Here is a 26,972-nt window from a genome sequence, read left to right on the forward strand (position 1 = left end):
AGGGGAACTCACATGCGCAAGGGAGCAAAGGCCGCCATCGTCGGATCCGTGTTCACGGTGATGGTCGGCGGGGCCGGGTACGGCGCGTTCAACATCGTGTCCGCGCTCAACGAGGACAGCGGGCCGCCGGCCGTGAAGACCGGGCCGCCGTCGAAGGACGAGATCGCGGAGACCAGCGAGAAGTTCTTCGCGGCCTGGGAGAAGGGGCAGGCGCAGGCCGCCGGCGAGCTGACGAACAACGCCGCGCCCGCGACCACCCTGATCAGCGACTACAAGGCGACCGCGCACATCACGGGCGTGAAGATCACCCCCGGGACGGCCACCGGAGCGACCGTGCCCTTCTCGGTGAAGGCCACGGTGTCGTTCCAGGGCAAGAGCAAGCCCCTCGCCTACACGAGCAGTCTGCGGATCGTCCGGGGTACGACGACCGGGCGGGCGCTGGTCGACTGGAAGCCGTCGGTCCTCCACCCCGGCCTCAAGGTTGTCGGGGACAAGCTGGTCACCGGGGAGGCCGGGAGCCCCCCGATCGAGGCCGTCGACCGGGACGGCAAGGTCCTGACGAAGGAGAAGTACCCCTCCCTCGGGCCGATCCTGGACACCCTGCGGGCCCGCTACGGCGACAAGGCGGGCGGTGCACCGGGCGTCGAGCTGATGGTCAGGCACGCCGACACCAACATCGCCGACACCTCGCTGGTGACCCTCGCCGAGGGCACCCCGGGCAAGCTGGAGACGACGCTGAGCGCGAGCGCGCAGGCCGCCGCCGAGCAGGCGGTGCTGAAGTTCTCCGAGTCGTCCGTGGTCGCCGTACAGCCGAGCACCGGTCAGGTGCTGGCGGTCGCGAACCACCGCAAGGACCAGTTCAACGCGGCCTTCGAGGGGACGCTCGCGCCGGGCTCCACGATGAAGATCATCACGGCGGCGATGCTGATAGACAACGGCGTGGCGTCGATGAACGGGCCGGCGCCCTGCACGCAGACAGCGGTCTGGCAGAGCCAGACCTTCAGCAACCTCAAGGGCATGGACCCGAACGAGAACGCCACCCTCGCCAACGACTTCCTGCGCTCCTGCAACACGGGTTTCATCAACCTGATCGACGGCACCGACGCGAACCCGCTCACCGACGAGTCGCTGACGACCGAGGCCCAGGAGCGGTTCGGGCTCGGCCAGGACAACTGGAAGACCGGGATCACCTCCTTCGACGGCAGCGTCCCCGCCTCCCCCGGCCCGGACCGGGCGGCCAACGCGATCGGCCAGGGCCAGGTCCAGATGAGCCCGCTGAACATGGCGTCGGTGACGGCGACGGCGATCACGGGTGAGTTCCGGCAGCCGTATCTCGTCTCGCCGGACCTGGACAAGCGTCAGCTGGCGACGGCGAAGGGGCTGCCGGCGAGTACGTCGACGCAGCTCAAGGAGATGATGCGGATGACGGCGACGCAGGGCACCGCGACTCAGGCCATGGCCGGGCTGAGCGGGGACATCGGGGCGAAGACGGGGTCCGCCGAGGTCGACGGGCAGGCCAAGTCCAACAGCTGGTTCACCGGGTTCCGGGGCGACATCGCGGCGGCGGCCATGACCCAGGAGGGCGGCCACGGCGGCGACGCGGCCGGCCCGATTGTCGCAGCCGTGCTACGGACCGGAGGCTGAACTCACTCTCGTGGGACGGGACTCTAGGGTGTCCGTAGTCGTTGAGATGAATGAGGGCAACGGGGACCCTGGGGATTTCGCGGAGGATCGGGAGCTGTGGGCAAGAGAAGGCGCGTCGCCGAGCGACGGAGTGCTGCACGCAAGACCAGGCCCGCGATGATCGGCGGGATGATCGCCGTCGTCGTCGGCGGCGCCGGTTTCGGCGTCTACGCGCTGTTCGGCGGTGGAGCGGCGGCCGAGGACGGCTCCGCCACGGCGGCCACGGCCGACAAGAAGCCGTCGGTGCCGACGGGCCCCGTTCCGGCGCCCCAGGTCAAGGCGATCGCCACCCAGTTCCTGACGTCCTGGCAGACGGGCAGGATCGCCCAGGCGGTGGCGGCGACGAACGACACGACCACGGCCGCCACGGCCCTCCTCACCGGCTACACCAAGGACGCCCACATCAACGGTGTGACGATCACACCTGGCACGGCGACGGGCGCCAAGGTCCCCTTCACGGTCAAGGGCACGGTGACGTACGGCGGCACGAGCAAGCCGCTGACGTACCAGAGCGCCCTGAACGTCGTCCGCCGTACGTCCGACGGGAAGCCGCTGGTCGACTGGCACGCCTCGGTCGTCCACCCCGACCTGGCGGACGGCGACAAGCTCCTCACCGGCGAGGCCGGCACCCCGCCGATCAAGGCGGTGGACCGCGACGGCGGCGAACTGACCCTCACCAAATACCCCTCGCTGGGCACGGTCCTGGACAGCCTCCGGGAGAAGTACGGCAAGAAGGCCGGCGGCAAGGCGGGCATCGAACTGCGCGTGGTGCGCGGCAAGGAGTCCAAGGCGGCCAAGTCGGCCGACAAGACGCTGCTGGAGCTGAGCAAGGGCACCCCGGGCACCGTGAAGACGACCCTGAGCCCGGCCCTGCAGGCGGCGGCCGAGGCGCAGGTCGCGAAGAAGGCGAAGTCGTCTGTGGTCCTCATGCGCCCCTCGACGGGCGAGATCCTGGCGGTGGCGAACCAGTCCCACGGCTTCAACACGGCGTTCCAGGGCTCGTTGGCGCCGGGTTCGACGATGAAGGTCGTCACGTCGTCGCTGCTGATCGAGAAGAAGCTGGCGTCGCCGGACAAGCCGCATCCGTGCCCGAAGTTCTCGACGTACGGCGGCTGGAAGTTCCAGAACGACGACAAGTTCGAGATCAAGGGCGGCACGTTCAAGGCGAGCTTCGCGCGGTCCTGCAACACGGCCTTCATCAGCCAGGCGCCCAGACTCGACAACGACAGTCTGACCAAGCAGGCGCAGCAGGTGTTCGGCCTCGGCATGGACAACTGGGCGATCGGCGTCTCGACCTTCGACGGCTCGGTACCGGTGCAGTCCCAGGCCCAGATGGCGGCCTCGCTGATCGGGCAGGGCGGGGTGCGGATGAACCCCCTGAACATGGCGTCGGTGGCGGCGACCGTGGAGTCCGGGGTCTTCCGGCAGCCGTACCTGGTCTCCCCCGACCTGGACGGCCGCACCCTGGCGAAGGCGACACGCACCATGTCCGCCGCAACGCTCTCCCAGCTCCGGGAACTGCTCCAGTACACGGCGGCGTACGGCACGGCGGCGGAGGCGATGGCGGGCCTGGGCCCCGACTACGGCGCGAAAACAGGCTCGGCGGAGGTGGACGGCCAGAAACAGCCGAACGGCTGGTTCACGGCCTACAAGGGCGACCTGGCAGGAGCGGGAGTGGTCATCGCAGGCGGCCACGGGGGCAGCACGGCGGGCCCGATCGTGGCAGCACTACTAAAGGCGGGTTCCTGACGTTTCCGTTGCGGGCCCCGGCCCGCACCCCCAGCCCGTCCGCCCTTTGAGGCGCCGACCCACATTTCCAGCCCGTCCGGCGTTTGAGGACAAGGCCCGTTCAGGGCCGAAGGGGGGTCTGGGGGCGCAGCCTCCAGGTTCAGGATGGGACGGGTAGGGGCGGCGGGGGCGAAAACCCCCACGTCAACTGGACACCCGCGCCCCAGCCATATACGTACGCCGCAGAAACCGCATCAACGCCTGCCTCTCGAGCTGCACCACAGCCACACCCCCCGCCGAGTGAAACTCGACAACCGCCTGCACCCGCCCGCACGGCCACACCCGCACCTCCCCCGCCTCCACCGGCGCCCGCAACCCCTCCTCCAGAAGCTCCCGCGAGAACGTCCACTCATGCGCCCCGGGCAACCCCACCCGCACCGCGCGCGGATCCGCGTCCGGGTCGTACCGCAGCACCACAGGCACCGCCTCACGATCGTCGTCCTGGGTGTCCGTGACGATATGGGCTCGCGCGTACTGCTCGACTACGGACATCAGACGGCCCCTTACGCTGCGTAACCTGTGCGGAATCCATGAATCCGCTTCACCTCCCCTCCAATGTCCCATATTTTCCGAATTACGCCCCGTCCCCCTCTTCGGCCCCCGCTAATCAGTGACGCATCGCTCTTGCAAGAGGTTCGCAACAAGCCACTATCATCGAACGGTGCATGTGCCAGATGGATTCATCAACGCCCCCGTCTCCGTAGCGGCCGGAGTCGTCGCCGCCGGCGCCGTCGCCGTGAGCCTGCGCGGCGCGCGGCGCGAGCTGGACGAAAAGATCGCGCCGCTCGCGGGCCTGGTGGCCGCGTTCATCTTCGCCGTGCAGATGCTGAACTTCCCGGTCGCCGCCGGAACCAGCGGACACCTGCTGGGCGGGGCGCTGGCCGCGATACTCGTGGGCCCCTACACAGGGGTCCTGTGCGTGTCCGTCGTCCTGCTCATGCAGGGCATCCTCTTCGCGGACGGCGGCCTCACCGCGCTCGGCGTGAACATCACGGTCATGGCCGTGGTGACGACCGTCGTCGCCTACGCCGTGTTCCGCGGACTGGTGAAGGTGCTGCCCAAGAAGCGCCGTTCCGTCACCGTCTCCGCGTTCGTCGCCGCCGCGCTGTCCGTGCCGGCCGCCGCCCTCGCCTTCACGCTCGTGTACGCGATCGGCGGCACGACGGACGTACCGCTCGGCCGGGTCCTCACCGCGATGGTCGGCGTGCACGTGCTGATCGGGCTCGGCGAGGCCGCGATCACCGCGTTCACGGTCGGCGCCGTCATCGCCGTACGGCCGGATCTCGTGTACGGCGCCCGTGGTCTGCGCCAGAAGCTCCAACTGCGGGTCGGCGGCGAACTGGTGGACGCGGCACCTGACCCCAAGCCGGAACTCGCCCCCGCACACCGCACCCGCAACGTCTGGCTCACCGGCCTCGCCGCCTCCCTCGTCCTCGCCGGGGTCGTCAGCTTCTACGCCTCCGCGAGCCCCGACGGCCTGGAGAAGGTCGCCGCCGACAAGGGCATCGACGTCAAGGTCGAGGAACACGCCGCCGCCGACTCCCCGCTCGCCGACTACGGCGTCGAGGGCATCACCGACGGCCGGCTCTCGGGCGGCCTCGCCGGCGTGATCGGCGTCGGCGCGACGATCGCCGCCGGCACCGGCGTCTTCTGGGCGGTGCGCAAGCGTCGTACCGACGAGGACAGCACGGCCGTCACCCCGCGCGCGAGCGTCTGACATGGGCGCGGGGCACGCCCACCGGCTCTACCGGCCCGCCCACTCCCGCGTGCACGCGCTGCCGCCGCACACCAAGCTGGCCGCCGCGTTCGCCTTCGTGATCGTGGTCGTCTCCACGCCCCGCGAGGCCGTGTGGGCGTTCGCGGTGTACGCCGTACTGCTGGCGGGAGTGGCCCGCGCCGCCCACGTGCCCGCCGCGTTCCTGCTCAGGCGCCTGCTGATCGAGGTGCCCTTCGTCGCCTTCGCGGTGCTCATGCCGTTCGTGGCGCAGGGCGAGCGGGTGGAGGTGCTCGGCATGTCGCTCAGCGTCAGCGGCCTCTGGGGCGCCTGGAACGTCCTCGCCAAGGGCACCCTCGGCGTCGCCACGTCCGTACTGCTCGCCTCCACCACCGAACTGCGCGAACTCCTGCTCGGTTTGCAGCGCCTCAAGCTCCCGCCGCTGCTCGTCCAGATCGCGTCCTTCATGATCCGGTACGGCGATGTCATCACCGACGAGATGCGGCGCATGCGGATCGCCCGTGAGTCGCGGGGGTTCGAGGCGCGGGGAGTCCGGCACTGGGGTGTGCTGGCGAAGTCCGCCGGGGCGCTGTTCATCCGGTCGTACGAGCGGGGCGAGCGCGTACATCTGGCCATGGTGAGCCGGGGCTACGCCGGTTCGATGCCCGTCATCGACGAGGTGACCGCGTCCCGGGCGCAGTGGTCGTACGCCTTCGCGCTGCCCGTCACCGCGCTCGCCGTCTGTGTGTTGGGATGGTCCTTGTGACAGCCGCACCCCCGTCCACGCCCTCATCCACACCCCTGCCCTCCCCCTCCCTCGAGGTGGCCGGGCTGGCCTACGCCTACCCCGACGGCCATCAGGCCCTCTTCGGCGTCGACTTCACCGTCGGGCGCGGTGAGCGGGTGGCGCTGCTGGGGCCCAACGGGGCCGGCAAGACGACCCTCGTGCTGCATCTCAACGGCATCCTCAGCGGGGGCGCGGGGACGGTCACCGTGGCCGGGATGCCCGTCGGCAAGCGGCACATGGCCGAAATCCGACGCAAGGTCGGGATCGTCTTCCAGGATCCCGACGACCAGCTCTTCATGCCGACGGTCCGCGAGGACGTCGCCTTCGGGCCGGCCGCCGCCGGAATGAAGGGCGAGGAGCTGGAGAGGCGGGTGCGTACCGCTCTCGACCTGGTCGGGATGGCGGACTTCGCCGACCGGCCGCCGCACCATCTCTCCTTCGGGCAGCGGCGCCGGGTTGCCGTGGCGACCGTGCTCGCGATGGAACCGGAGATCCTCGTCCTCGACGAACCGTCCTCCAACCTCGACCCCGCCTCGCGCCGCGAACTGGCCGATATCCTGCGGTCGCTGGACGTCACCGTCCTCATGGTCACGCACGACCTGCCGTACGCCCTGGAGCTGTGCCCGCGCGCGCTGATCCTCAGCGAGGGCGTCATCGCCGCCGACGGGCCCACCGGCGAGCTCCTCGCCGACGACGACCTGATGCGCGCCCACCGCCTCGAACTGCCCTTCGGATTCGACCCGCGCTCGGTCTCGGCGGCCCGCACTCCGTGACTCCCGGGGCGTCCGTGACAATGGTCTCGTGATCGAACAAGAGGACGCGCACAACCCCGGGTCGCCGCGCCTCGACGACCAGCTGTGCTTCGCGCTGTACGCGGCCCAGCGCGCGATGACCGCCGCCTACCGCCCGTTCCTGGACGAACTGGGCATCACCTACCCGCAGTACCTGGTGCTGCTGGTCCTGTGGGAGCGCGGCGAGGTGACCGTGAAGGAGCTGGGCACCGCCCTGTGCCTGGACTACGGCACGGTCTCGCCGCTGATCAAACGGCTGGAGTCGGCGGGTCTGGTCCGCCGGGAGCGGTCGACGCGGGACGAGCGGTCGTTCTCCATCGGTGTCACCGGGCGCGGCGAGGAACTCCGGGAGCGCGCGGCGCTCGTACCGGGTGCGCTGCTCGCGGCGACGGAGCTGAACGAGGGCGCGGTCGCCCGACTGCGGGGCGAACTGCGTCAGTTGGCGGAGCGGGCCCAGGTGGCGGCCGACCGGACCCGTCTGACCTGAGGGTTACCCGCGGTTCCTACCCCCGGGTAAGAGTTCCCTACCTACCAGCCGGTACCTTGTGCACGATGTAGTTGTTGTCTTCGCGGAATCTACACGCGTCCGTGCCCATGTCATCCGTCCATGTAGTCCGCTTTGGGAGGGTTCTGTCGTGACCGACGCCGGTATCGACAGCCAGGCTGGTACCACCGATGCTCGTCCGGACACCCGTCCGACGAAGATCATGTACGTCGCCGAGGCCACCGCCCACGGCGGTCGGAACGGTGACGTCACCAGCCAGGACGGCCAGATCGCGCTCAAGGTGGCAATGCCGCCGCAGATGGGCGGCGACGGCAACGGCACCAACCCCGAGCAGCTGTTCGCCGCCGGGTACAGCTCCTGCTTCCACAACGCCCTGGTCCTGGTCGGCCGCCGCGAGGGCTACGACCTCTCCGGCTCCACGGTCGCCGCGAAGGTCGGCATCGGCCCCAACAAGCAGCGCGGCTACGGCCTCGCGGTCGCCCTGAGCGTCTCGCTGCCGATCCTGGACCAGGGCATCGCGTCCAAACTGGTCGACGCGGCCCACATGATCTGCCCGTACTCGAACGCCACCCGCGACAACATCGACGTGACGATCATCCTGGGCTGAGGAATCGCGGGCGGGTGCGGGTGCGTTACCCCCGCGTGGACCTGAACGTGGACGTGAACGGCACAGTGGCGGAGGGCTTCGAGCCCGTCAGAGAGGCGTTCGCGGCGAACTTCGCGACCGGCGGCGAGCGCGGCGCCGCCGTCACCGTGTACCGGGACGGGCGGCGGGTCGTCGACCTGTGGGCCGGCACCCGTGACGTGGAGGGCGACGCGCCCTGGGAGCACGGCACCGCGCAGATCGTGCGCTCGGCGACGAAGGGCGTGGCCGCCGCAGCACTCCTGATGCTGGCCGAGCGCGGCGAACTGGACCTGGACGCGCCCGTGGGCGAGTACTGGCCCGAGTTCAAGGCGGCGGGCAAGGAGCGGGCCCTCGTACGGCACCTGCTCTCGCACCGCGTCGGCGTCCCCGTACTCGACCGACCGCTCACACCGGCCCAGGCCGCGGACCCCGCGCTCGGCGCCGCCGCGGTCGCGGCCCAGGCACCGGCCTGGGAACCCGGGACGGACCACGGGTACCACGCGCAGACGTACAGCTGGCTGACGAGTGAGCTGGTACGGCGGGTCAGCGGGCGTCCGATCGGCGAGTGGGTCGCCGCCGAGATCGCGGAGCCCGCCGGGCTCGACCTGTGGATCGGGCTGCCGGAGACCGTGGCCGCGTCAGGGCGCGTGGGCAGGGTGGGCAGGGTCCCGACGCCGGAGACGGCGGGCCCGCACCTCAGAACCCGCCCCAAGCGGTCCGTCGCCGACGCCTACGCCGACCCGGACTCCCTCACCAGCCGCGCCTTCGCCGCGATCACCCCGCTGCCCGACGAGAACGACCCGGCGTACCGGGCCGCCGCCCTGCCCGCCTCCAACGGCATCGCCACGGCCGACGGACTCGCCCGCTTCTACGCCTCCCTGATCGGCCAAGTGGACGGCGGGACACGCCTGTTCACCCCGGCGACCGTCGAACCGGCCCGGCGCGAGCACTCGGTGGGCCCGGACCGTGTCCTGGTCATCGGCACCCGTTTCGGCCTCGGCTACATGCTCCACGGCGCCGCCTCGCCGCTCCTGGCCCCCGGCTCCTTCGGCCACCCGGGGCGCGGCGGCGCGCTCGGCTTCGCCGACCCCGAGTCGGGGATCGCGTTCGGCTATGTGACGAACGGCTTCCGCAAGAGCGTGACGGCGGACGGGCGGGCGCAGGCGTTGGTACGGGGGGTGCGGGCCGCCCTCCTGGCCGAGGGCCGGTGAACTGACCGAGGGCAACCGACCGAGGGCCGGTGGACTATCTGAGGCCCAGTGAATGCGACGTACGCCCCGACGCCGCGTCGATCTCGTCGTGTGCCTTCGTCAGCAGCTTCATCGCCAGTTCGTTGAGGGCACGCGCCCCGGCGATCTCCTCGCCGACGCGCGGCTGATTCTCGTCGGACCGGTGACGGCTCGCGTATCCGTTGGCCCGTACCTCGCTCCCGTCCGCGAGTCGTACGAGGGCCGCGGCACGCGTCCGCTGCTCGTCCTCCTCGAACTGCAACTCGACATGCCATCCCACTGCGGTGTGCGCCATGACGATCACCTCCGGCTCACCTGCGGTACCGCTGCTTCCAGGGTGCTCCTGTCGGCCCCGGCACGCACGCCTGCACGCCTGCACGCCTTGCGGCGCGTACCGATCCCGGCGTATCCCGACCGCGTCCGATGTGTGACTTTCGTCGCGATCGCCCTCCCTCCCGTGCCCCCAGGGCCCTCACCGTGCTCTCCTGAAAGCTTCCCGCTCCGCCGAAAGCATCCCGCGCACCTCCCGCACCGACGCCAAGGAGTTGTCGTGCCCCGTACCTCCGGCCGCCACCGCGCCCACAGCGGCTGTTGACGGACCACGGGCACGTACCGATCATGCGCTGCTGTCTCCCCGCCCCGCTCGCCGCCCTCGCGGCGTTCCCCGCGCCCCGCGACCTCGTCCGCTCCGGCGCGCTCCTCACCCCCGCCGTGCTCCGGTCCGCGCTCGCCGCGCGCCGGGAACGGATCACCCGCACCGACGTCGTGACGGCCGTCAACCTGGAGCTGGTCACGCTCACCGAGGACCGCGCCGTCATCACCTGGTACACGGCCGTGCCCGGCACCGACGACGGTTTCGGCCACCTGATTCCCGCCGTCACCGAGGGCGAGGTCGTGTACGGCACCCATCCGGCCCACCTCAACCGCACAGCGTCCGAGGGCCACCCGACCGCCCACCACCACGTCGAACTGACGGACCTGGAACCGGGCCAGACGTACTACTACCAGGCCCGTTCACGCGGCCGGGCGGCCACCCCGACACCCCTGCACCTGGTGCGCGGCAACGCGGTCGGCACCTCGCTGCACGGTCTCGGCTCGCACGGCGGCCCCTACTCCTTCACGACCCCCGAGCCGCCTCCCGGCCGCCATCTCCTCTCCATCGCGCTCTGCAACGACCTGCACCTCGGCGAGACCACCGCGGGCCGGGTGGCCGGTGTACCGATGCTGCGCGGGGTCTCGCAGCAGCCCGGCCTGGACCCGTACCCGGAGATCATGAGCGTGGCGATGGTCGAGGAGGCCCACCGGCGCGGGGCGGACGTGCTCCTCGCGGCCGGGGACATCTCGGCGGCCGGAGCGCCCCGGGACCTGGCCGAGGCCCGCCGCATCCTGGACGGCTTCGGCACCCACGGACGGGACTACTTCGTCGTACGGGGCAACCACGACCGCCCGAGGCACCCCGACGACTCGTTCCGCGACTCCTTCCGCGACGGCTTCCTGGGCGGCGCCGACGGCCGCGGCTACTTCGCGCACGACCTGGGCGGCCTGCGTCTGATCGGCCTCGACACCTACGAGAAGAACGGCAACGGCGGCGACGCGGGCGGGCTGAGCGCCGAGCAACTTGCCTGGTTCCAGGCCGACTTGCGCGGCAACCGCGACCAGCCGACCATCGTCTTCGGCCACCACCCGCTCACCACCCGGGACTCGGTGTTCCCGATGGGCCGGGGCCAGCGTCTGGACCGCGGCCAGGCCCGCTCGATCGTCGACGCCTACGCGGCCTCCCCCGGCGTCTTCCTGCACCACGCGGGCCACACCCACCGCAACAAGCGCACGGTCCTCACCAGCGCCCCGCACGTCACCCAGCAGGAGGTCAGCGCGGTCAAGGACTACCCGGGCGGCTTCTGCCTCCTGCGTGTCCACACCGGCGGCTACGCGCTCAACTACTACAAGAACAGCAGCGTCCCGGCCCGCGCCTGGGTCGAACGCAGCCGCCTCACAGCGGGCGGCCTCTGGCCCCACCACGCCCTCGGCCGCTCGGTGACCGACCGCAACAGCATGCGGCTCCATGACCTGTCCGGGGTGCGTGCTTACATGCGCGCATGACGAGCAGTTCGGCCAACACCCCCGCGAAGACAGCCCAGTTCCGCATCCGCCCCCGCACGGAAGCCGACCTCGACGCGTGCGTACGCGTACTGTCGACGATCCACGAGCAGAACGCGTATCCCCTCAACTGGCCTACTGACCCGTCCAGTTGGCTGACCCCAGGGTCACTCCTCGCGGTGTGGGTGGCGGAGGAGGAAGACACCCGGGAGATCATCGGCCACGTCGTGCTGTCCCGAAGCGACGTGGGCAACGCGGCGGCGGCCCTCTGGAGCGACGGTCCCACCGCCGTGGTCAACCGCCTCTACGTCGATCCGGCGGCCCGGGGCAGGGGAGTCGGCGCGGCGCTCATGACCCGAGCGGTGGCGGAGGCGAAGTCCCGTGCCCTGCACCCCGTACTGGACGTGGCGTCGACGGCCCCGGCAGCGGCGGCCCTGTACGAGCGCCTGGGCTGGACGCTGCTGGCGGCGGACGTGGAGCAGGAGTGGCTGCCGGGCCAGTGGGTGAAGCTCCGCTGCTACGCGGCACCGACGACCTGAGCAGACACTCGCGGCCACCTGCGGGCGCCTGACCAAAATCGCGCGTGCCCCCGGACGTCGGCCCGGGTATCGCCTCCGACCGGCTCCCGGCCCAGACGCTCAGCGGGGTCGCCTCGCCGGCCCTGCCGGGGGTGCTGTTCAAGGTGGACGCGGTGGCCGTACGCCGTGACGGTCAGTCGTCGCTGGAGACCATTTTCGACCAGAACTCCCAGATCCCCCCGACCCCACGGCCGGTGGCCCGCAGGCTCTTGATGGGCGTCCGGGCCGTGTCCATCGCGAACGCCCGGCCGCCCTTCCCGCCGAGCACACCGGCGAGGACCCCGACGGTGCACGCGAACATGATGCAGACCACCGCGAACAGGAAGCCGCTTGCGGCGACCAGACAGGTCATGAAGAGGCACAGAAGCCCGCCGATGACCGCGATCAAAAACCGTACGACCAGTTCCACGAGTCCCCCCGAGTGCACAGCGACGCGAACGCAAGCACCGATGCGGGGAACTACCCATCTTGACTGAAACTCATACGAACCGTGACGTCTCAAAACAGATACGGGACGGCCTGATCCCAACGGTGCCGGTACCGGCCGCGCCCCGGCCCGCCTACGGAGCGCCGGCGTGCAGCATCAGCCCGATCCCGAGGACGAGCAGCCCGGCCGCGGCGACCCTCGGCGCTCCGAAGCGCTCCTTGAAGAAGACGGCGCCTATAGCCGCGCCGACGATGATCGACGACTCCCGCAGCGCCGCGACCGGGGCGAGTTCGGCCCGGGTCTGTGCCCAGAGGACCAGCCCGTACGCCGCCACGGACAGCGCGGCGCCGAGCAGTCCGAGGGCCGCGTACGGCCGTACCGTCGCGAGGAAGGCGCCCCGCCACCGGTACAGCGCGAAGGCGGGGACGGCGATGCCCTCCAGGGCCATCAGCCACGCGATATAGCCGAGCGCTGACCCCGAAGCGCGTACGCCCAGCCCGTCGACGACGGTGTACGCGGCGATGGTCCCGCCGGTCGCCAACGCGGCCCCGATCGCGGCCCAGTTGGGCCGCCGCCCGCGCAGCCCCCACAGGGCGACACCGGTAAGTCCCGCACAGGACACGGCGATTCCGGCCGCCGCCCAGCCGTCGGGCACCTCGTGCGCGAACACAGCGGCGAGGACGGTGACGAGGAGGGGCGCGGTACCGCGCGCGATCGGGTAGGCCTGCCCGAAGTCACCGAGCCTGAACGACCGCATGAGCAGCACGTAGTAGGCGATGTGGATGAGGGCCGACGCGACGAGATACGGCCACGCCCCGGCCGCGGGGACCGGAAGGAACGGCACCGCGACCAGCCCGATGACCGTCCCGCCGCCCGCGATGAGCGTGAACCCGACCAGCTTGTCGGTGATGCGGTGTGCGAGCGCGTTCCAGCAGGCGTGCGTCACGGCGGCGAGCAGTACGGCGGCGGTGACGGCCGGGGTCACGAGGCCGCCGGCTCGCGTACGTCCACGAGGGTCGCGCCGGCGTGGGCGATCAGGGCCTTCGGCTCCATGGGGAACACCGTGTACGGGGTGCCGGCGGCGGCCCAGACGACGTCGTGCTCCAGCAGCGAACGGTCGGCGAGGACACGGGTCCTGGTCCGGTGCCCGAAGGGCGGCACGCCCCCGATGGCGTACCCGGTGGTCTCCCGTACGACGTCCACCTTGGCCCGGGTGACCTTCGCGGCGCACAGCTCGAACCGGACGAGCTCGACGTCGACCCGGGAGGCACCGTCCATGAGGACGAGGACCGGGACCCCGTCGGCGGAGAAGATCAGCGACTTGCAGATCTGGCTCAGCTCACACCCGATCGCGGCGGCGGCCTCGGCGGCCGTACGGGTCTCGTCGGGGAACCGGCGGATGCGGGAGTGGAGTTCACTGAGGCCCAGTTGATCGAGGGCCTCGGCGAAACGGGAGGAGGACGTGGTCATGCCCGGCACGTTAGCTGCCGGGCACATGCATCACGAACGAATTCCAGGCGGCGGGGGCGAGGGTGAGGTGGGGTGCCTCGGGGGTCTTGGAGTCCCGGATGTGGATGACGGCGGGGGTGGTGGCGACCTCTACGCAGTCACCGGGTTCGCCACTGTCGCTGTAGCTGCTCTTGAACCAGTGCAGTTCCGAGGTACTCATAACGCTCCCAGCGCTTGCTCGATGAAGGCCAGCGACTCCCTCGGAGGGAGAGCCTGTGCCCGAATCATCCCATAGCGCAGTTCAAGGATCCGAAGTTCCCTGGGAGTTGAGACCGGACGTCCGTTGAACGCCCCGTCGCAGCGCCCGACCGCCGTACCGTCAGCGAACTTCAGCACCTGGATCCGGCCCTGCGTCCCGGCGTGCTCATCACTGTCGGTCGGCATGACCTGAAGGGTGACGTTCCTCAACCGCCCTACCTCCAGCAGGTGTTCAAGCTGTCGGCGCAACACCGGCTTCCCACCGTAGGGGCGCTCCAGCGTCACCTGCTCCTGGATGAAATTGAGCGAGGGCACAGGGTCCGCGTCGAAGACCGACTTCCGAGCCATACGCGCGGCCGTCTCCCTCTCCATCACTTCCCGGGACAGCGGAGGCTGCGTCATCTCGAACAACGCCTTCGCGAACTCCGGCGTCTGCAACTCCACTCCGAGGAGCGGTCGGCGGATGGCACACTGAAGCTACTGGCGGCAGCGTTGAGCGCCATGCAGGCGCGCGACCCGGACCAAGCAGGACTCCTCACAGAATTCACCAGCCAGGGCCTGGGCAGGACCGAGGCCTTCAAGATCTGGAGCGAACTCTTGAAGACCGACACTTCATTCTTCACTTCACCGGTGGCCGAGGAAATCCGCGCCGAGGGAGCAGCCCTGGGCGAGGCCCGGGGCGAGACCAAGGGACTCGCCCATTACCTCCTCCACCATCTCGACCGCCGGGACATCCCCGTGTCCGACGCCGAACGGGACCGCATCACCAGCTGCGCCGACTCCGCCACCCTCACCCGCTGGATCGACCGCGCCATCACCGCCACCTCCACCACCGAGGTGTTCGCCGAGGATCCGGCCGGCCAGGAAGGCGGACAGAGCCAGTGACAGCAGACCGCCCGGACAACCGCCCGGACAGCGGGGCGTCCGAGACTCTCCACGACGTCCTCTTCTCCAAGGCCATCTCCGTCACCAGGCTGGTCGACCCGGACCCCGCCCCCGTGGACAAACTGGCCGACCAGGTCTACGCCGCGCGAGTGCGCGAGGGACTGGACCGGGGATACGGCGAGTTGTACGTCCACCAGTCCGCCACGGAGTGGCTCAAGGGGTACACCCGGAGCAGAAGGGCTGACATCCTGCTCCTCCTCGAAGGTCGCGGCATCAGCGTCCCCGACGCCGACCGGGACCGCGTCGCCGCCTGCAACGATCTGGGCACCCTCACCCGCTGGTTCAGACGTGCCATCACGGCGGCATCCACCGCTGAGATGCTCGCCTGAGCCAGGCCCGAGCCATGAAACCCGAGCCACGAAGAAAGAAGCCGGTGAGGGCTCCCCGTCCCCACGAGGCCCTCACCGGCCGGCTGCTCTCGGACTCGGTACGTCAGGAGAATCGGCGCGTCAGGCGCGCACGAGCTCCCGGTCCTCGTCCTTCGGGCGGTTGTCGTCGTCCAGGGCGCGCAGGCCCTCGCCCTCGACGTCGACGTTGGGCAGGGCGCGGTCCAGCCACTTCGGCAGCCACCAGGCCCGCTTGCCGAGCAGGGCCAGTACCGCCGGGACGATCGCCATGCGGACCACGAACGCGTCGAAGAAGACCGCGATGGCCAGGCCGAAGCCGAACAGCTTGATCATCGACTCGCTGGAGCTGATGAACCCGCCGAAGACGGCCATCATGATGATCGCGGCGGCGACCACGACCCGGGCGCTGTGCTTGAACCCGGTCTCGATGGAGTCGGTCGGCGACTCGCCGTGGACGTACGCCTCCCGCATCCGGGTCACGAGGAACACCTCGTAGTCCATCGCGAGGCCGAAGACCACGCCGACCATGAAGATCGGCACCATCGACATGACCGGGCCGGTCTCCTCGACGCCGAGCAGGCCGCCCAGCCAGCCCCACTGGAAGACCGCGACCACGGCGCCGAGCGCGGCGAGGACGCTGAGCAGGAAGCCCAGGGCGGCCTTGAGCGGGACCAGGATGGAGCGGAAGACGAGGATCAGGAGCAGGAAGGCGAGGCCGACGACCAGGCCCAGGTACGGGATCAGGGCATCGTTGAGCTTCTGCGAGAAGTCGATGTTCATCGCGGTGGTGCCCGTGACGAGTACCGTCGCGCCCGTCTCGGCCTTGACGTCGGCGCTCTCGGCGCGGATCGCGTGGACCAGGTCCTCGGTCTGGGTCGAGGACGGCTTGGAGTCGGGGATGACGGTGATCGTCGCGGTGTCGCCGGCCTTGTTGAACGCGGCCGGGGCGACGGTGACGACGTCCTTGAGGCCCTTGATCCGCTCGGTCAGTTTGTCGACGCCGGCCTGGGGGGCGGTGCCGGCACCCTTGGCGTCGTAGACGACCATCAGGGGGCCGTTGAAGCCGGGGCCGAAGCCCTCCGAGAGCAGGTCGTAGGCCCTGCGCTGGGTGGTGGACGTCGGCTGCGAGCCGTCGTCGGGCAGGCCGAGCTCCAGCTGGGTGACGGGGAGCGCGATGGCCCCCAGACCGAGGACACCGAACATCAGTACGGCGATCGGGCGGCGGATGACGAAGCGCGCCCAACGGGTGCCCATGTTGGGCCCGGCGACAGGCTTGCCGTTGTCGTCCGCGCCGGCCGCAGCCTCGCTCTTCCCGCTCTTCTTGCTCTTCTTCTGGCCCGCCGGCTGGACCTTGCGGCCCGCGTATCCGAGCATCGCCGGGACCATGGTCAGCGCGATGAGGACGGCGACCACGACCGTGCCCGAGGCGGCCAGGCCCATCTTGGTCAGCATCGGGACGTTGACGACCGCGAGGCCCGCCAGGGCGATCACGACCGTGAGGCCCGCGAAGACGACCGCCGATCCTGCGGTGCCGGTGGCGCGGGCGGCAGCCTCCTCGCGGTCGTGGCCGTCGGCGAGTTCGCCGCGGTAGCGGGAGACGATAAACAGCGCGTAGTCGATGCCGACCGCGAGCCCGATCATCAGCGCGAGCGTGGAGGTGGTGTCGCCGAGGTCGAGCGCGTTGGCGAGGGCGGCGATGGTGGCACCGGCGATACCGACGCCGATGATCGCCGTCAGCAGCGGCAGTCCGGCCGCGACCAGTGAGCCCAGAGTGACGACGAGGACGGCGGCGGCGATGGCGATGCCGACGATCTCACCGATCGCGCCCGGCTCGGCCGCGGCCTGCAGGGCGTCACCGCCGACGTCGACGGTCAGTCCGGTGGCCCGGGCCTCGTCGCCGGCCTTCTCCAGCGCGTCCTTGGTCGACTCCGCCAGTTCCATGCCGGGGAGCTTGTACTTCACCGACGTGTAGGCGACCGACCCGTCCTTGCTGACGGCGTTCGTCGTGAACGGGTCGGTGACGGAGACGACTTCGGAGCCGTCGCCGAGCTGCTTGACGGTCTTCTCGACGGTCGCCCTGTTGGCGGCGTCCGTCATCTTCTGGCCCTCGGGCGCCTTGAAGACCATGCGTCCGGTCGCTCCGTCGGCGCTGGCGCCGGGGAAACGCTGTTCCAGCAGGTCGAAGGCCTTCTGGGCCTCCGTACCCGGAATCGAGAAGGAGGTGGTGCCCGCGGCGGGCGCGCTGGCCGCGCCGACGCCCGCGAGGGTCAGCAGGGCGACCCATATCAGGGCGACGAAATGCCGTCGCCTGAAGGCGAGCCGGCCGAGTTTGTAGAGGAATGTGGCCACGAGGGCGTACTCCCGGTCAGGTCGTTGAACAGCAACAGGGCGTGTTTGACCGGCCTGTTGGGGCGCAGGCGGGATCAGCCCGACGGCGTGAGCAGTCGCGTCAGGTACAAGTGGGGTGTCTTACAAGGGCCTTGCAGGGGGTTCGAGGTCCTGCGGACGCAGACGCCGAGGTCAGTCGCCGGCACTGACACCGAGGGCGGGGAGCACCACGGCATCGAGGTACGAGCGCAAGTAGGCCTGCGTCGGAGGAAGTTCGTCGATGAGCGTGCGAGCGATGAAGCCGCCGACCATCATGTGCATCACATAGCCGATTGCCGGATTGTCCGCGCGGATCTCACCACGGTCGATGCCACGCTGGAGCACCTTGTTGAACTCCGCCAGCTCCGGTTCGATCAGCAGCTCCCGCAAGGCCTGAAGGAGGTCCGGGTTCGCGTGGGCCGCCACACCCAGAGCCCGCATCAGCGCGGAGTTCTGTTGCATGGTGCAGTCGTCGTCCCGGAGGAGCAGGGCCCGGAAGTCGCCGCGCAGGGACCCGGTGTCGATGTCGGCGAGGGCGTTACCCCCTGGCTTGAAGTGCTTCATCGCCCTGGCGACCAGTTCGGCCTTGCCGCCCCACTGGCGGTAGAGCGTGGCCTTGCTGGACTTCGTACGGGCGGCGACGGCGTCCATGGTGAGGGCCTCGTAGCCGACCTCCCGGAGCAGGTCGAGCGTGGCCGCGTACAACTCGGCCTCGCGCTCGGGCGTGATCCGACTACGACGCGCCGTCGCGACCTCGGTCATGTCTCTCACCCTTTCCGGCTCCGGTAGAGGACGACACGGTTTCGTACAGCTGCGCCGTCCGTCAATGACGATACCCCGAGAAGCAAAGAAACGAAACCGTTTCGTACGTGTTCTCGCTCACGGACCGCATCCGGCCACACCCTTGTGCGCGATTTTTCCCGGGTTGCCGGGACCGACGCGAAGTCCGAAGTTGCTCGGGCCCCGTTTGCGGAAAAGCATGAAGAGGTGAGCTATCTGCGCCTGCCCCACCTCAGCGGAGACCTGCTGTGCTTCGTCGCCGAGGACGATCTCTGGCTCGCCCGCCTCGACCAGGACGAGGACGCGGGAGGACCCGGCTCGGCCGGTGACGCCCGCCGTGCCTGGCGGCTCACCGTCGACCGTACGAAGATCGGGCACCCGCGTTTCTCGCCCGACGGCACGCACATCGCGTACACGAGCTGGCGCAGCCTCGTGCCCGAGATCCACCGGGTGCCGGTGGACGGCGGCCAGGCGCGGCGGCTCACCCACTGGGGCAGCGCCGACACCCAGGTCTGCGGCTGGACCCCGGACGGGGACATCCTCGCCGTCGCCTCCCACGGCCAGCCCTTCTCCTACTTCACCTGGGCCTACAGCGTCCCGGCGGGCGGCGGCCCCGGCGGCCGGCTCCCCTGGGGCCCGGTCTCCGACATCCAGGTCGCGGACATCGAGGGCGAGCGCCGGACCCTCCTCCTCACGGGCACCCCGCCCCACGAACCGGCCGCCTGGAAGCGCTACCGGGGCGGCGCGACCGGCCGCCTCTGGCTGCACGGCGAGCGTCTGCTCCCCGACCTCGACGGCCACCTCCACTCCCCGATGTTCGTCGGCGGCCGCATCGCCTTCCTCTCCGACCACGAGGGCGTCGGCAACCTGTACTCATGCGCGTACGACGGTTCCGGCCTGCGCCGCCACACCGACCACGACGCCTTCTACGCCCGGCACGCCTCCAGCGACGGCACCCGGGTCGTGTACCAGTGCGCGGGCGACCTGTGGATCGTCGACGACCTCGCCGCCGGCTCCCTCCCCCGCCGCCTCGACGTACGGCTCGGCGGTCCGCGCACCGGCCGGCGTACGTACCAGGTGCCCGCCGCGCAGCACGTCGACGGCATCTCCGTCGACGAGACGGGCCGCGCGAGCGCCGTCGTCGTACGCGGCAGCCTGTACTGGCTGACCCACCGCGACGGTCCCGCCCGGACGATCACGGACACACCGGGGGTCCGGGTCCGGCTGCCCGAGATGCTCGGCTCGGGCGGGCAGGTCGCCTACGTCACGGACGCAGAGGGCGAGGACGCGATCGAGATCGCCTACCTGCCGAGGGCCAGCGGGGAACGGGAGCCGAGGCGGCTGGCGTCCGGCGCCCTCGGCCGGGTACAGGAACTGGTGGCCGATCCGGCGGGCGAACGCCTCGCCATCGCCGCCCACGACGGACGGCTTCTGCTGATCGACGCGGCGGAGGACTCGGCGGAGGACTCGACCGGCGAGGTCACCGAGCTGATCTGCTCCCTCAACGGACCGGTCACCGACCTCGCCTTCTCCCCGGACGGCGCCTGGCTGACCTGGTCGCACCCGGGCATCGGCCGCTCCCTCCGGCAGATCAAGATGGCCCGGATAAAGGACCGTCTGATCGTCGACGTGACCAACGGCCGCTTCGAGGACGAGAACCCGGTCTTCACGAGGGACGGCCGCTATCTGGCCTTCCTCTCCTGGCGCGGCTTCGACCCCGTGTACGACGTCCACACCGGCGACCTCTCCTTCCCGCTCGGCTGCCGCCCCTACCTGGTCCCCCTCTCCTCCGCCACCCCCTCCCCCTTCGCCCTGTCCCCCGACGGACGCCCGGCCGCCGGTGGCCTGGACCCCGCCGAGGACGAGGGTGCCGAAGGCGGCACGGACGGGACGGTGATCGTCGAGGTCGAGGGCCTGGAGAGCCGGGTGACGCCCTTCCCGGTCGCCGCCTCCAAGTACTCGGCGCTGTATCCGGTCGCCGGCGGCGGGCTGGTGTGGCTGCGCTGGCCGATCTCCGGCGCGCTGGGCGAGACGTTCGCCAACCCGGACGACACGAGCGGGCGGCCCACCCTCGAACACTTCAACATCACCAAGGCGAAGAAGTCCGAACTCGTCGGTCACCTCGACTGGTTCGCGGTCAGCGGCGACGCCTCACGACTGGTCGTCGTCGACGAGGACGAGCTGCGCGCGGTGCCGTCCACCGACCCCGGCGACAGTGACACGACCGTCTGGATCGACCTGCGCCGGGTCATGCACGAGGTCGACCCGCCGGCGGAGTGGCGCCAGTCCTACGAGGAGGCGGGCCGGCTGATCCGGGCCTACTTCTGGGAACCGAAGATGTGCGGCATCGACTGGGACGCGGTGCTCGCGCAGTACCGCCCGCTCGTCGAACGGGTCGCGTCCCCCGACGAGTTCGCCGACCTCCTGCGCGAGGTCCTGGGCGAGCTGGGCACCTCCCACGCGTACGTCACCGCCGCCCGCCGCAACGAGGGCCCGCCCCACTACCAGCGCCGCCAGGGCCTGCTGGGCGCCAACTTCGTCCGCAGGGAGGGCGGTTGGATGCTGGACCGGATCCTCCCCGGCGACTCCTCCGACTCCAAGGCCCGCTCCCCGCTGGCCGGTTCGGGAATCCGGGAGGGCGCGCTGCTCACCCATGTGGACGGCCGGCCGGTGGACCCGGTGACGGGCCCGTTCCCGCTGCTCGCGGGCGCGGGCGGTACGACGGTGGAGCTGACGTTCACCCCGGCGGAGGGCGAGGGGCCGGCCAGGCGGGTCGCGGTGGTCCCCCTCATCGACGAACGGCCGCTGCGCTACCAGGACTGGGTGGCCAAACGCCGCGAAGTCGTACGGGAGTTGAGCGCCGGGCGGTGCGGCTATCTGCACATCCCCGACATGGGCGGCTCGGGCTGGGCCCAGTTCAACCGCGACCTGCGCATGGAGGTGTCGAGGCCCGCCCTCATCGTCGACGTACGCGGCAACGCGGGCGGCCACATCAGCGAACTGGTGGTGGAGAAGCTGACGCGCACGATCCTGGGCTGGGACCTGACCCGCAACGCCCAGCCGGTCTCGTACGCCTCGAACGCCCCCCGGGGACCGGTCGTCGCCCTTGCGGACGAGGCGACCTCCTCCGACGGCGACATGATCACGGCGGCCTTCAAACTCCTCGAACTGGGCCCGGTGGTGGGCCAGCGGACCTGGGGCGGAGTGGTCGGCATGACCGGCCGCCACCGCCTGGGCGACGGCACGGTGATCACGGTCCCGATGAACGCGGCGTGGTTCGACACCTACGGCTGGACGGTCGAGAACCAGGGCGTCGCCCCGGACCTGGAGGTCCTGCGCACCCCCCTGGACTGGGCAGAGGGCCGCCACGTAGAAACGGACGAAGCCATCAAACTGGCCCTGACCCTCCTGAAAACCAGCCCAGCGGCAACCCCCCCGGACTACAAAAACGTCCCGAACAGAACAAGACCCGAACTCCCACCCCGCTCATGAGCAATGGGATGCGTCCTGTCTTCACCTGATCACCGGTCACATCTCGACGAACGCCAGGGCCACCCACCTAGGGGCGCGGGGAACTGCGCGACAAGCCACAGCAAACCCGCACCCGACAACGCACCCAAAAAACACAGGGCGCCCCCAACAAAGAGGGCGCCCTGCGTCAACCGGTCAAGCCGGCCTACGACTCGTAGTCCTGGTTCAACCGATCTTCCTCGTCCCGCATCGCCCGCTCCGTCTCCTCATCCCGCCCCCGCCCCCGCTCCGGCATCTCCCCCTGACCCGGCCGACGCCGACCTTCCTGACCCGACCGGCCAGGCTGGCCCGACTGACCCGGCTGACCCGGCTGGCCCGACTGCCGCTGACCCTTCCGAGCCTGCTGCTCCATCTTCTCCTTGGCCTGCCGAGCCTTGTCCTGCATCTCGTCCTTCATGCCCATGTGGATTCACTCCCATAAGTGGGTGAGGGGATGGGGGCTCGACCAGATTTACATGCCAGGACAAAGCGCGCATTTCGATCAGTAACGCTCAGTAACAGCCCCCCGGGCCATCTCGTCCGCGGCCCCACCCGCCCCCACCAACCCGGTCCCCATCCCCTGCAACCGCCCCGAGAACCGCGCGACCTCCCGCTGCCCCACCGCCCCGATCAGCCCCGGCAGATACCCCCGTACCCCCTGCATCCCGCGCAGCCACCACTGCCCGTACACATGACTGGACCGCCGCTCGATCCCGGCCACGAGCCGGTCGACGGCCGGCCCCAGCGGATACGTCTTGCCGGCCGGCCACGGCAACCGCTGCCGCAACTCCCGCATGACGTCGTCCTGATCGGCCCCCCGCACCATGTCGGTGTCGGTCCACGACAGATACGCGACCCCGACCCCGACACCCTTGTAGCCGACCTCGGCCCGCAGACAGTGCGCGTACGCCTCGACGCCGGACTTGGACGCGCAGTACGCGCTCATCATCGGCGCGGGGAAGATGGCGGCCGCCGACGCGATCTGGAGGAGATACCCCCGGCTCTCGGTCAGCACCGGCAGGAACGCGCGGGCGGTGACCGCCGACCCGATGAGGTTCACCTCGATGACCCGCCGCCAGGACTCCGGGTCGGAGTCGGCGAAGGGCCCGCCGTTCGCGACCCCGGCGTTGGCTACGACGATGTCGACCTTCCCGAACCGCTCCTTGACCTCCTGGGCAACCCGGGACATCGCCTCGTGATCGGTGACGTCGGCATGCCAGTACGCGCTGTCGGTGTGCAGGCGTTCGGCGACCCCCTTGAGCGCGTCGGCCTCCAGCCCGACGAGCGCGACCTTCGCCCCGCGAGCGGAGAGCTTGCGCGCGAGCAGCTCACCGACCCCCCGGGCGGCCCCCGTGACGACAGCGACCTGCCCCTCCAGACGGACCCTGCTCATGCGCCCTCCTCGATACGTACGCCACCCTGATTGCCCTGAGTACCCTGAGCCCCGAACTGCCCGTAAGCCAGGACCAGTTCACGTATCACCCCGGTCACCTCCCCCGGCGCCTCCACCGGGGTCATGTGTCCGAGCCCGGCCAGCTCGGTCACACCGTGGCAGTCGGGCAGCGCGGCGGCCAGCGCCCGCGCGTGCACGGGCGGGGTGAGCCGATCGGCCGTACCGACGACTACGGCCGCCGGTATGGTCAACTCACCTATCTGCCGGTCGAGTTGAACACCCTCCAGCACCCGCGCCCACGAGTACCGCACCTTGCGCGGACAGGCGTGCACGATCCGGGCGCACGCCTCGACCATCGCCGGCGTCGAACCTGCGCCCATCGTCGCGTACTTGAGGATGCGCCGGGAGACCGGCGTGACCGGCCCGAGCGGGGCGCGCGAGCTGAGGCCCAGCCGGGTGAGCCAGGTGCGCAGCCGACCGGCACGCATCGGGACGACCAGCGACTCGGCGACGAGCCGCGAACTGCCGGTACTGCACAGCAGTACGGCCGCCGCATGCTCCCGGAACCCCTCACGCGCGGACGCGGCCAGCACGGTCATGCCGCCCATGGAGTGCCCCACGACCACGGCCTTCTCACCGGGCGCGAGGGTGGCCGCGAGGACGGCTTCCAGGTCGTCGGCGAGTGCGTCGGTACTGCAGACGGCGCTCGCCGGGCTGCGTCCGTGGCCGCGCTGGTCGTAGGCGACGACCCGGTGATCGGGGGCGAGTCCGCGGATCTGGGCGGCCCAGAAGGCGGTCGAGCAGGTCCAGCCGTGCGACAGGACGACCACGGGTCCGTCGTCCACGCCGTGCACCTCGACATGCAGCCGCGCGCCGTCGGCGGACACGGCGGTGAGCGTACGGACGGGCACGGGTGGGGTGTACGGGCCGTCCGCCACGGACGCGGGTCGCGTCGACCGGGTCGACCGGGTGAGCCGGCTCATGCGCCCACCTCCACGGGCGAGTTGGCGTCGCCCTGGCCCACGGGGGTCGCCCGCAGGACCTGGTACTCGGTGAGGTCCACCCGCCGGGTCGCCCGCCGGAACTCGGACGTCGTACCGGGCCAGACGGTGGTGTTGAGGCCGTTCGCGTCGAGGTACCAGCTGCTGCATCCGCCCGTGTTCCACACCGTGCGCCGCATCCGCTCCTGGATCCGGTCGTTCCAGACGTCGACGGCGGCGGGCCGGGCATCGAGGGCGACCCGCCCGCCCAGGACGCCCAACTGCCGTACGTAGTCGGCGAGATAGTTGAGCTGGGACTCGATCATCAGAATCATGGAGGAGTTCCCGAGGCCGGTGTTGGGCCCGATGATCGTCATCCAGTTGGGGAACCCGACGGCGGACGCCCCGCGCAGCGCGCGCATCCCGCTCCCCGCCCAGGCCTCGGCGAGCGTACGCCCGTCCGCCCCGACGACCCGGTCCGCGATGGGCATGTCGGTGACGTGGAACCCCGTACCGAAGACGATGGCGTCGACCTCGGCCGTACTCCCGTCGGCCCCGACGACAGTGGAGCCACGCACCTCGCTCAACCCACTCGCCACCACATCGACGTTGGGCCGGGTGAGCGCCGGGTAGTACTCGCTCGACAGCAGGATGCGCTTGCAGCCGATGCGATAGTCGGGGGTGAGTTTGGCGCGCAGGGCGGGATCCTTGATCGCGCGGTGCATGGCGCTCCTGGCCAGCGCCTCCACCACCCTGAGCTCCCCCGGATACCGGGTGAACGCCTGGACCTGCAACTCCCGTACACCCCAGGAGAGTCCGCGCCGCAGCCGGGTGGTGAAGGGCAGCGCGCGGTGCACGGCGCGCTCGGCGCTGCCGATGGCCCGGTCGACGCGGGGCAGCACCCAGGGCGGGGTGCGCTGGAAGAGGGTGAGGTGGGAGACGTCGGGCTGGATGGCGGGGACGATCTGGATGGCGGAGGCGCCGGTCCCGACCATCGCGACGCGCTTGCCGCGCAGGTCGTAGTCGTGGTCCCAGCGGGCGGAGTGGAAGACCTTGCCGGGGAATGTCTCGAGCCCCGGGATGTCCGGCATCCTGGGGTCGGAGAGCGGCCCGGTGGCGGAGACGACGAGATCGGCGAGCAGGGTCCCGCTGCTGGTCTCGATGACCCATGTCAGTCGGCCACTGTCCCAAGTCATCGTCTTCACCTCGGAGTTGAGGCGGAGATGGGGCCGCAGCCCGAAGGTGTCGGTGACGTGCTCCAGGTAGGCGCGGATGTGTTCCTGCCCGGAGAAGGCGCGCGGCCAGTCGGGATTGGGCGCGAAGGAGAACGAGTACAGATGGGAGGGCACATCACAGGCGCAGCCCGGATAGCTGTTGTCGCGCCAGGTCCCGCCGACGCTGTCGGCCCGCTCCAGCACGACGAAGTCGGTGACCCCTTCGCGGCGCAGCCGCACGGCTGCCCCGAGCCCCCCGAACCCGGAACCGATCACCGCCACCCGCACATGTTCGTGTTCGGCTTCCTGCCCGGCTTCCCGTTCGGCCATGCCGATGCCCTTCCCTGCGCGACCGCGCCAGTGAACACTGGCGCAATGGGGAGAGTAGAGGAGCCCCGTACCGATGGGTAGGGTCCGGAAGGGGGAAAGTTACCGGGGGTACGTCTTAAGGTTCCGACGTGGCAGAAGCAGACGCAGACGCAGGCTCAGAGAACGCCGCACGGCCCGGTTCCGGGACGGAGTACCGGATGGAGGAGCTGGCCGAGCTGGCCGGCATCACCGTCCGCACCCTGCGCTTCTACCGCGAACGCAAACTGATCCCGCCGCCCCGCCGCGAGGGCCGCATCGCCTGGTACGACGACCACCACCTGGCCCGGCTGCGCACGATCTCGGCGCTGCTGGAACGCGGGCACACCCTCAACGGCATCGCGGAACTCGCCGAGGCCTTCGACCACGGCCGCGATGTCGCCGACCTGCTCGGCCTCGGCGCCCCCACCGAGGAGACCCCGGTCCGCCTCACCCCCGAGGACCTCGCCGACCGCTTCGGCCCCGACGCCACCCCCGAGAACTTCGCGGCCTCCCTGGAACTCGGCTATCTGGGCACCGACGGCGACCAGATCGTCCACATCAGCCGCAGTCTCCTGGACGCGTCGTCGGCGCTGGTCCAGGAGGGCATCCCGCTCTCGGCCGTCCTGGCGGCGGGCAAGCGGGTACGCGACCACGCGGACGCCCTGGCCGAGATCTTCACGGACGTGCTCCTCACCCACGCCCGGGAAGCGGACCCGGCACGTCTGCGCCCGCTGGCCCAACGGGTGGTGGAGGCGGAACTGTCGCTGGCGCTGGACCGCCGGATGCGCCGGGAAAGCTGACGCCTTTCCGCATGTGATCGGCCAGGGAAATTCGGCTCCCAAACCCGGAAAACCAATTCAGGGTCGCCTGCGTTTTCCTCATTCGGCCGCACATGCTCCGGACCGCACGCGACCCCGCCCTCAACCCCGCCACCACTGGGCTCCTGGCGTCTTCCGCGCATCCTCCAACAGGTCACCCACGTCCCGCATGAGTACGCGTACTCATATGTGTGTGAGCACTCGGCGGGGTCTTCATTACCGGCGGTAAATGGGTTCCCGGGTTCCGCTTCTGAGGGTTGTTAAAGCGATCCGGAGTGACCTACTGTCCACAGCGTTCATTCGGAACTCACACCATTTCCACACGGGGGGAACTCGTGC

Annotated in this window: 26 protein-coding genes and 2 pseudogenes; 15 read left to right on the forward strand and 13 right to left on the reverse strand. The window is 70.4% G+C overall.

Features of this window, described 5'->3' with window-relative positions; genetic code table 11:
• The first annotated feature begins 12 nt into the window (after positions 1-12).
• The gene (locus tag PV396_RS37280; protein ID WP_319212403.1) at positions 13-1,644 is read left to right on the forward strand and encodes a penicillin-binding transpeptidase domain-containing protein; all 1,632 of its coding nucleotides are present in this window, start codon (positions 13-15) and stop codon (positions 1,642-1,644) included.
• A 96-nt stretch (positions 1,645-1,740) separates the two neighbouring features.
• Positions 1,741-3,432, forward strand: coding sequence for a penicillin-binding transpeptidase domain-containing protein (locus PV396_RS37285; RefSeq protein WP_319212405.1), 1,692 nt, complete (start codon positions 1,741-1,743; stop codon positions 3,430-3,432).
• Between the two features lie 183 nt (positions 3,433-3,615).
• Here the strand turns inward: PV396_RS37285 and PV396_RS37290 are convergent, their stop codons facing one another.
• Positions 3,616-3,963 carry an SsgA family sporulation/cell division regulator gene (locus PV396_RS37290; RefSeq protein WP_319212407.1) on the reverse strand — a complete coding sequence of 116 codons (348 nt, stop codon included), beginning with the start codon at positions 3,961-3,963 and terminating at the stop codon, positions 3,616-3,618.
• A 169-nt stretch (positions 3,964-4,132) separates the two neighbouring features.
• On the opposite strand from PV396_RS37290, the gene PV396_RS37295 reads away from it, so the two are divergent.
• The 6 genes from PV396_RS37295 (at position 4,133) to PV396_RS37320 (ending at position 9,104) form a co-directional block, all read left to right on the forward strand.
• Entirely contained in the window at positions 4,133-5,188 is a 1,056-nt protein-coding gene (locus PV396_RS37295; RefSeq protein WP_319212409.1) for an energy-coupling factor ABC transporter permease, read from the forward strand.
• A gap of 1 nt (position 5,189) precedes the next feature.
• A complete protein-coding gene (gene cbiQ / locus PV396_RS37300) occupies positions 5,190-5,951 on the forward strand; it encodes a cobalt ECF transporter T component CbiQ (protein ID WP_319212411.1) in 762 nt (253 codons plus the stop codon).
• Positions 5,939-6,745, forward strand: coding sequence for an ABC transporter ATP-binding protein (locus tag PV396_RS37305; protein WP_319212413.1), 807 nt, complete (start codon positions 5,939-5,941; stop codon positions 6,743-6,745). The genes cbiQ and PV396_RS37305 overlap by 13 nt, the downstream gene beginning before the upstream one ends.
• A gap of 28 nt (positions 6,746-6,773) precedes the next feature.
• Positions 6,774-7,250 (forward strand): MarR family transcriptional regulator, encoded by a 477-nt coding sequence (locus tag PV396_RS37310; protein WP_319212415.1) that lies wholly within the window; start codon positions 6,774-6,776, stop codon positions 7,248-7,250.
• 220 nt (positions 7,251-7,470) lie between these two features.
• Positions 7,471-7,875 carry an organic hydroperoxide resistance protein gene (locus PV396_RS37315; RefSeq protein ID WP_319212459.1) on the forward strand — a complete coding sequence of 135 codons (405 nt, stop codon included), beginning with the start codon at positions 7,471-7,473 and terminating at the stop codon, positions 7,873-7,875.
• 47 nt (positions 7,876-7,922) lie between these two features.
• Positions 7,923-9,104 (forward strand): serine hydrolase domain-containing protein, encoded by a 1,182-nt coding sequence (locus PV396_RS37320; RefSeq protein ID WP_319212461.1) that lies wholly within the window; start codon positions 7,923-7,925, stop codon positions 9,102-9,104.
• Positions 9,105-9,138: 34 nt separating this feature from the next.
• Here PV396_RS37320 and PV396_RS37325 read toward each other — a convergent pair whose 3' ends face one another.
• The gene (locus tag PV396_RS37325; RefSeq protein WP_319212417.1) at positions 9,139-9,417 is read right to left on the reverse strand and encodes a DUF1876 domain-containing protein; all 279 of its coding nucleotides are present in this window, start codon (positions 9,415-9,417) and stop codon (positions 9,139-9,141) included.
• Positions 9,418-9,740: 323 nt separating this feature from the next.
• Between PV396_RS37325 and PV396_RS37330 the strand changes: the two genes are divergently transcribed.
• From PV396_RS37330 to PV396_RS37340, 3 genes and pseudogenes are all read left to right on the forward strand, one after another.
• Positions 9,741-11,222 carry a metallophosphoesterase family protein gene (locus PV396_RS37330; protein WP_319212419.1) on the forward strand — a complete coding sequence of 494 codons (1,482 nt, stop codon included), beginning with the start codon at positions 9,741-9,743 and terminating at the stop codon, positions 11,220-11,222.
• Positions 11,219-11,758 (forward strand): GNAT family N-acetyltransferase, encoded by a 540-nt coding sequence (locus tag PV396_RS37335; RefSeq protein ID WP_319212421.1) that lies wholly within the window; start codon positions 11,219-11,221, stop codon positions 11,756-11,758. The genes PV396_RS37330 and PV396_RS37335 overlap by 4 nt, the downstream gene beginning before the upstream one ends.
• A gap of 77 nt (positions 11,759-11,835) precedes the next feature.
• Positions 11,836-11,922: pseudogene (locus PV396_RS37340) on the forward strand (RidA family protein); the annotation flags it as partial.
• A gap of 8 nt (positions 11,923-11,930) precedes the next feature.
• Here PV396_RS37340 and PV396_RS37345 read toward each other — a convergent pair.
• From PV396_RS37345 to PV396_RS37365, 5 genes and pseudogenes are all read right to left on the reverse strand, one after another.
• A complete protein-coding gene (locus PV396_RS37345) occupies positions 11,931-12,206 on the reverse strand; it encodes a hypothetical protein (protein WP_319212465.1) in 276 nt (91 codons plus the stop codon).
• Between the two features lie 151 nt (positions 12,207-12,357).
• Positions 12,358-13,209: a DMT family transporter gene (locus PV396_RS37350; protein ID WP_319212423.1), complete on the reverse strand. Its 852-nt coding sequence runs from the start codon at positions 13,207-13,209 to the stop codon at positions 12,358-12,360.
• Positions 13,206-13,694, reverse strand: a complete 489-nt coding sequence (locus PV396_RS37355) for a YbaK/EbsC family protein (RefSeq protein WP_319212425.1) — start codon at positions 13,692-13,694, stop codon at positions 13,206-13,208. The genes PV396_RS37350 and PV396_RS37355 overlap by 4 nt, the downstream gene beginning before the upstream one ends.
• Positions 13,695-13,704: 10 nt before the next feature.
• Positions 13,705-13,893: a DUF397 domain-containing protein gene (locus PV396_RS37360; RefSeq protein WP_319212426.1), complete on the reverse strand. Its 189-nt coding sequence runs from the start codon at positions 13,891-13,893 to the stop codon at positions 13,705-13,707.
• A pseudogene (locus tag PV396_RS37365) lies at positions 13,890-14,369 on the reverse strand (DUF5753 domain-containing protein); the annotation flags it as partial. The gene PV396_RS37360 and the pseudogene PV396_RS37365, both read right to left, overlap by 4 nt.
• A gap of 54 nt (positions 14,370-14,423) precedes the next feature.
• Between PV396_RS37365 and PV396_RS37370 the strand changes: the two are divergent.
• Together PV396_RS37370 and PV396_RS37375 are read left to right on the forward strand one after the other, a co-directional pair.
• Positions 14,424-14,816 (forward strand): hypothetical protein, encoded by a 393-nt coding sequence (locus tag PV396_RS37370; RefSeq protein WP_319212428.1) that lies wholly within the window; start codon positions 14,424-14,426, stop codon positions 14,814-14,816.
• On the forward strand, positions 14,813-15,205 hold the full coding sequence (locus tag PV396_RS37375) for a hypothetical protein (protein ID WP_319212430.1): 393 nt from the start codon (positions 14,813-14,815) through the stop codon (positions 15,203-15,205). The genes PV396_RS37370 and PV396_RS37375 overlap by 4 nt, the downstream gene beginning before the upstream one ends.
• A gap of 120 nt (positions 15,206-15,325) precedes the next feature.
• Here PV396_RS37375 and PV396_RS37380 read toward each other — a convergent pair whose 3' ends face one another.
• Positions 15,326-17,572: an MMPL family transporter gene (locus PV396_RS37380; protein ID WP_319212432.1), complete on the reverse strand. Its 2,247-nt coding sequence runs from the start codon at positions 17,570-17,572 to the stop codon at positions 15,326-15,328.
• A 171-nt stretch (positions 17,573-17,743) separates the two neighbouring features.
• On the reverse strand, positions 17,744-18,352 hold the full coding sequence (locus PV396_RS37385) for a TetR/AcrR family transcriptional regulator (protein ID WP_319212434.1): 609 nt from the start codon (positions 18,350-18,352) through the stop codon (positions 17,744-17,746).
• 225 nt (positions 18,353-18,577) lie between these two features.
• Between PV396_RS37385 and PV396_RS37390 the strand changes: the two genes are divergently transcribed.
• Positions 18,578-21,862, forward strand: coding sequence for a S41 family peptidase (locus tag PV396_RS37390; protein ID WP_319212436.1), 3,285 nt, complete (start codon positions 18,578-18,580; stop codon positions 21,860-21,862).
• Positions 21,863-22,046: 184 nt separating this feature from the next.
• Here the strand turns inward: PV396_RS37390 and PV396_RS37395 are convergent, their stop codons facing one another.
• The 4 genes from PV396_RS37395 to PV396_RS37410 all read right to left on the reverse strand — a co-directional run bounded on the left by PV396_RS37395 (position 22,047) and on the right by PV396_RS37410 (position 25,797).
• Positions 22,047-22,304: a hypothetical protein gene (locus PV396_RS37395; protein ID WP_319212438.1), complete on the reverse strand. Its 258-nt coding sequence runs from the start codon at positions 22,302-22,304 to the stop codon at positions 22,047-22,049.
• 78 nt (positions 22,305-22,382) lie between these two features.
• Complete coding sequence (locus PV396_RS37400) at positions 22,383-23,273, reverse strand: SDR family oxidoreductase (protein ID WP_319212440.1); 891 nt, start codon at positions 23,271-23,273, stop codon at positions 22,383-22,385.
• The gene (locus tag PV396_RS37405; protein ID WP_319212442.1) at positions 23,270-24,256 is read right to left on the reverse strand and encodes an alpha/beta hydrolase; all 987 of its coding nucleotides are present in this window, start codon (positions 24,254-24,256) and stop codon (positions 23,270-23,272) included. Before PV396_RS37405 ends, PV396_RS37400 begins: the two co-directional genes overlap by 4 nt.
• The gene (locus tag PV396_RS37410; RefSeq protein ID WP_319212444.1) at positions 24,253-25,797 is read right to left on the reverse strand and encodes an NAD(P)/FAD-dependent oxidoreductase; all 1,545 of its coding nucleotides are present in this window, start codon (positions 25,795-25,797) and stop codon (positions 24,253-24,255) included. Before PV396_RS37410 ends, PV396_RS37405 begins: the two co-directional genes overlap by 4 nt.
• 197 nt (positions 25,798-25,994) lie before the next feature.
• Here PV396_RS37410 and PV396_RS37415 point away from each other — a divergent pair, with 197 nt between their 5' ends.
• Positions 25,995-26,615, forward strand: coding sequence for a MerR family transcriptional regulator (locus PV396_RS37415; RefSeq protein ID WP_319212463.1), 621 nt, complete (start codon positions 25,995-25,997; stop codon positions 26,613-26,615).
• Positions 26,616-26,972 lie beyond the last annotated feature (357 nt).

The sequence above is a fragment of the Streptomyces sp. ME02-8801-2C genome (assembly GCF_033793965.1).
Taxonomy (GTDB): domain Bacteria; phylum Actinomycetota; class Actinomycetes; order Streptomycetales; family Streptomycetaceae; genus Streptomyces.

Excerpts from the sequence above, each read along its gene's own strand:
- PV396_RS37280 (WP_319212403.1), top strand. The coding sequence starts at position 13 with ATGCGCAAGGGAGCAAAGGCCGCCATCGTCGGATCCGTGTTCACGGTG.
- PV396_RS37290 (WP_319212407.1), bottom strand. The coding sequence starts at position 3,963 with ATGTCCGTAGTCGAGCAGTACGCGCGAGCCCATATCGTCACGGACACC.
- cbiQ (WP_319212411.1), top strand. The coding sequence starts at position 5,190 with ATGGGCGCGGGGCACGCCCACCGGCTCTACCGGCCCGCCCACTCCCGC.
- PV396_RS37305 (WP_319212413.1), top strand. The coding sequence starts at position 5,939 with ATGGTCCTTGTGACAGCCGCACCCCCGTCCACGCCCTCATCCACACCC.
- PV396_RS37315 (WP_319212459.1), top strand. The coding sequence starts at position 7,471 with ATGTACGTCGCCGAGGCCACCGCCCACGGCGGTCGGAACGGTGACGTC.
- PV396_RS37325 (WP_319212417.1), bottom strand. The coding sequence starts at position 9,417 with ATGGCGCACACCGCAGTGGGATGGCATGTCGAGTTGCAGTTCGAGGAG.
- PV396_RS37330 (WP_319212419.1), top strand. The coding sequence starts at position 9,741 with ATGCGCTGCTGTCTCCCCGCCCCGCTCGCCGCCCTCGCGGCGTTCCCC.
- PV396_RS37335 (WP_319212421.1), top strand. The coding sequence starts at position 11,219 with ATGACGAGCAGTTCGGCCAACACCCCCGCGAAGACAGCCCAGTTCCGC.
- PV396_RS37355 (WP_319212425.1), bottom strand. The coding sequence starts at position 13,694 with ATGACCACGTCCTCCTCCCGTTTCGCCGAGGCCCTCGATCAACTGGGC.
- PV396_RS37360 (WP_319212426.1), bottom strand. The coding sequence starts at position 13,893 with ATGAGTACCTCGGAACTGCACTGGTTCAAGAGCAGCTACAGCGACAGT.
- PV396_RS37385 (WP_319212434.1), bottom strand. The coding sequence starts at position 18,352 with ATGACCGAGGTCGCGACGGCGCGTCGTAGTCGGATCACGCCCGAGCGC.
- PV396_RS37395 (WP_319212438.1), bottom strand. The coding sequence starts at position 22,304 with ATGGGCATGAAGGACGAGATGCAGGACAAGGCTCGGCAGGCCAAGGAG.
- PV396_RS37400 (WP_319212440.1), bottom strand. The coding sequence starts at position 23,273 with ATGAGCAGGGTCCGTCTGGAGGGGCAGGTCGCTGTCGTCACGGGGGCC.
- PV396_RS37405 (WP_319212442.1), bottom strand. The coding sequence starts at position 24,256 with ATGAGCCGGCTCACCCGGTCGACCCGGTCGACGCGACCCGCGTCCGTG.
- PV396_RS37410 (WP_319212444.1), bottom strand. The coding sequence starts at position 25,797 with ATGGCCGAACGGGAAGCCGGGCAGGAAGCCGAACACGAACATGTGCGG.
- PV396_RS37415 (WP_319212463.1), top strand. The coding sequence starts at position 25,995 with ATGGAGGAGCTGGCCGAGCTGGCCGGCATCACCGTCCGCACCCTGCGC.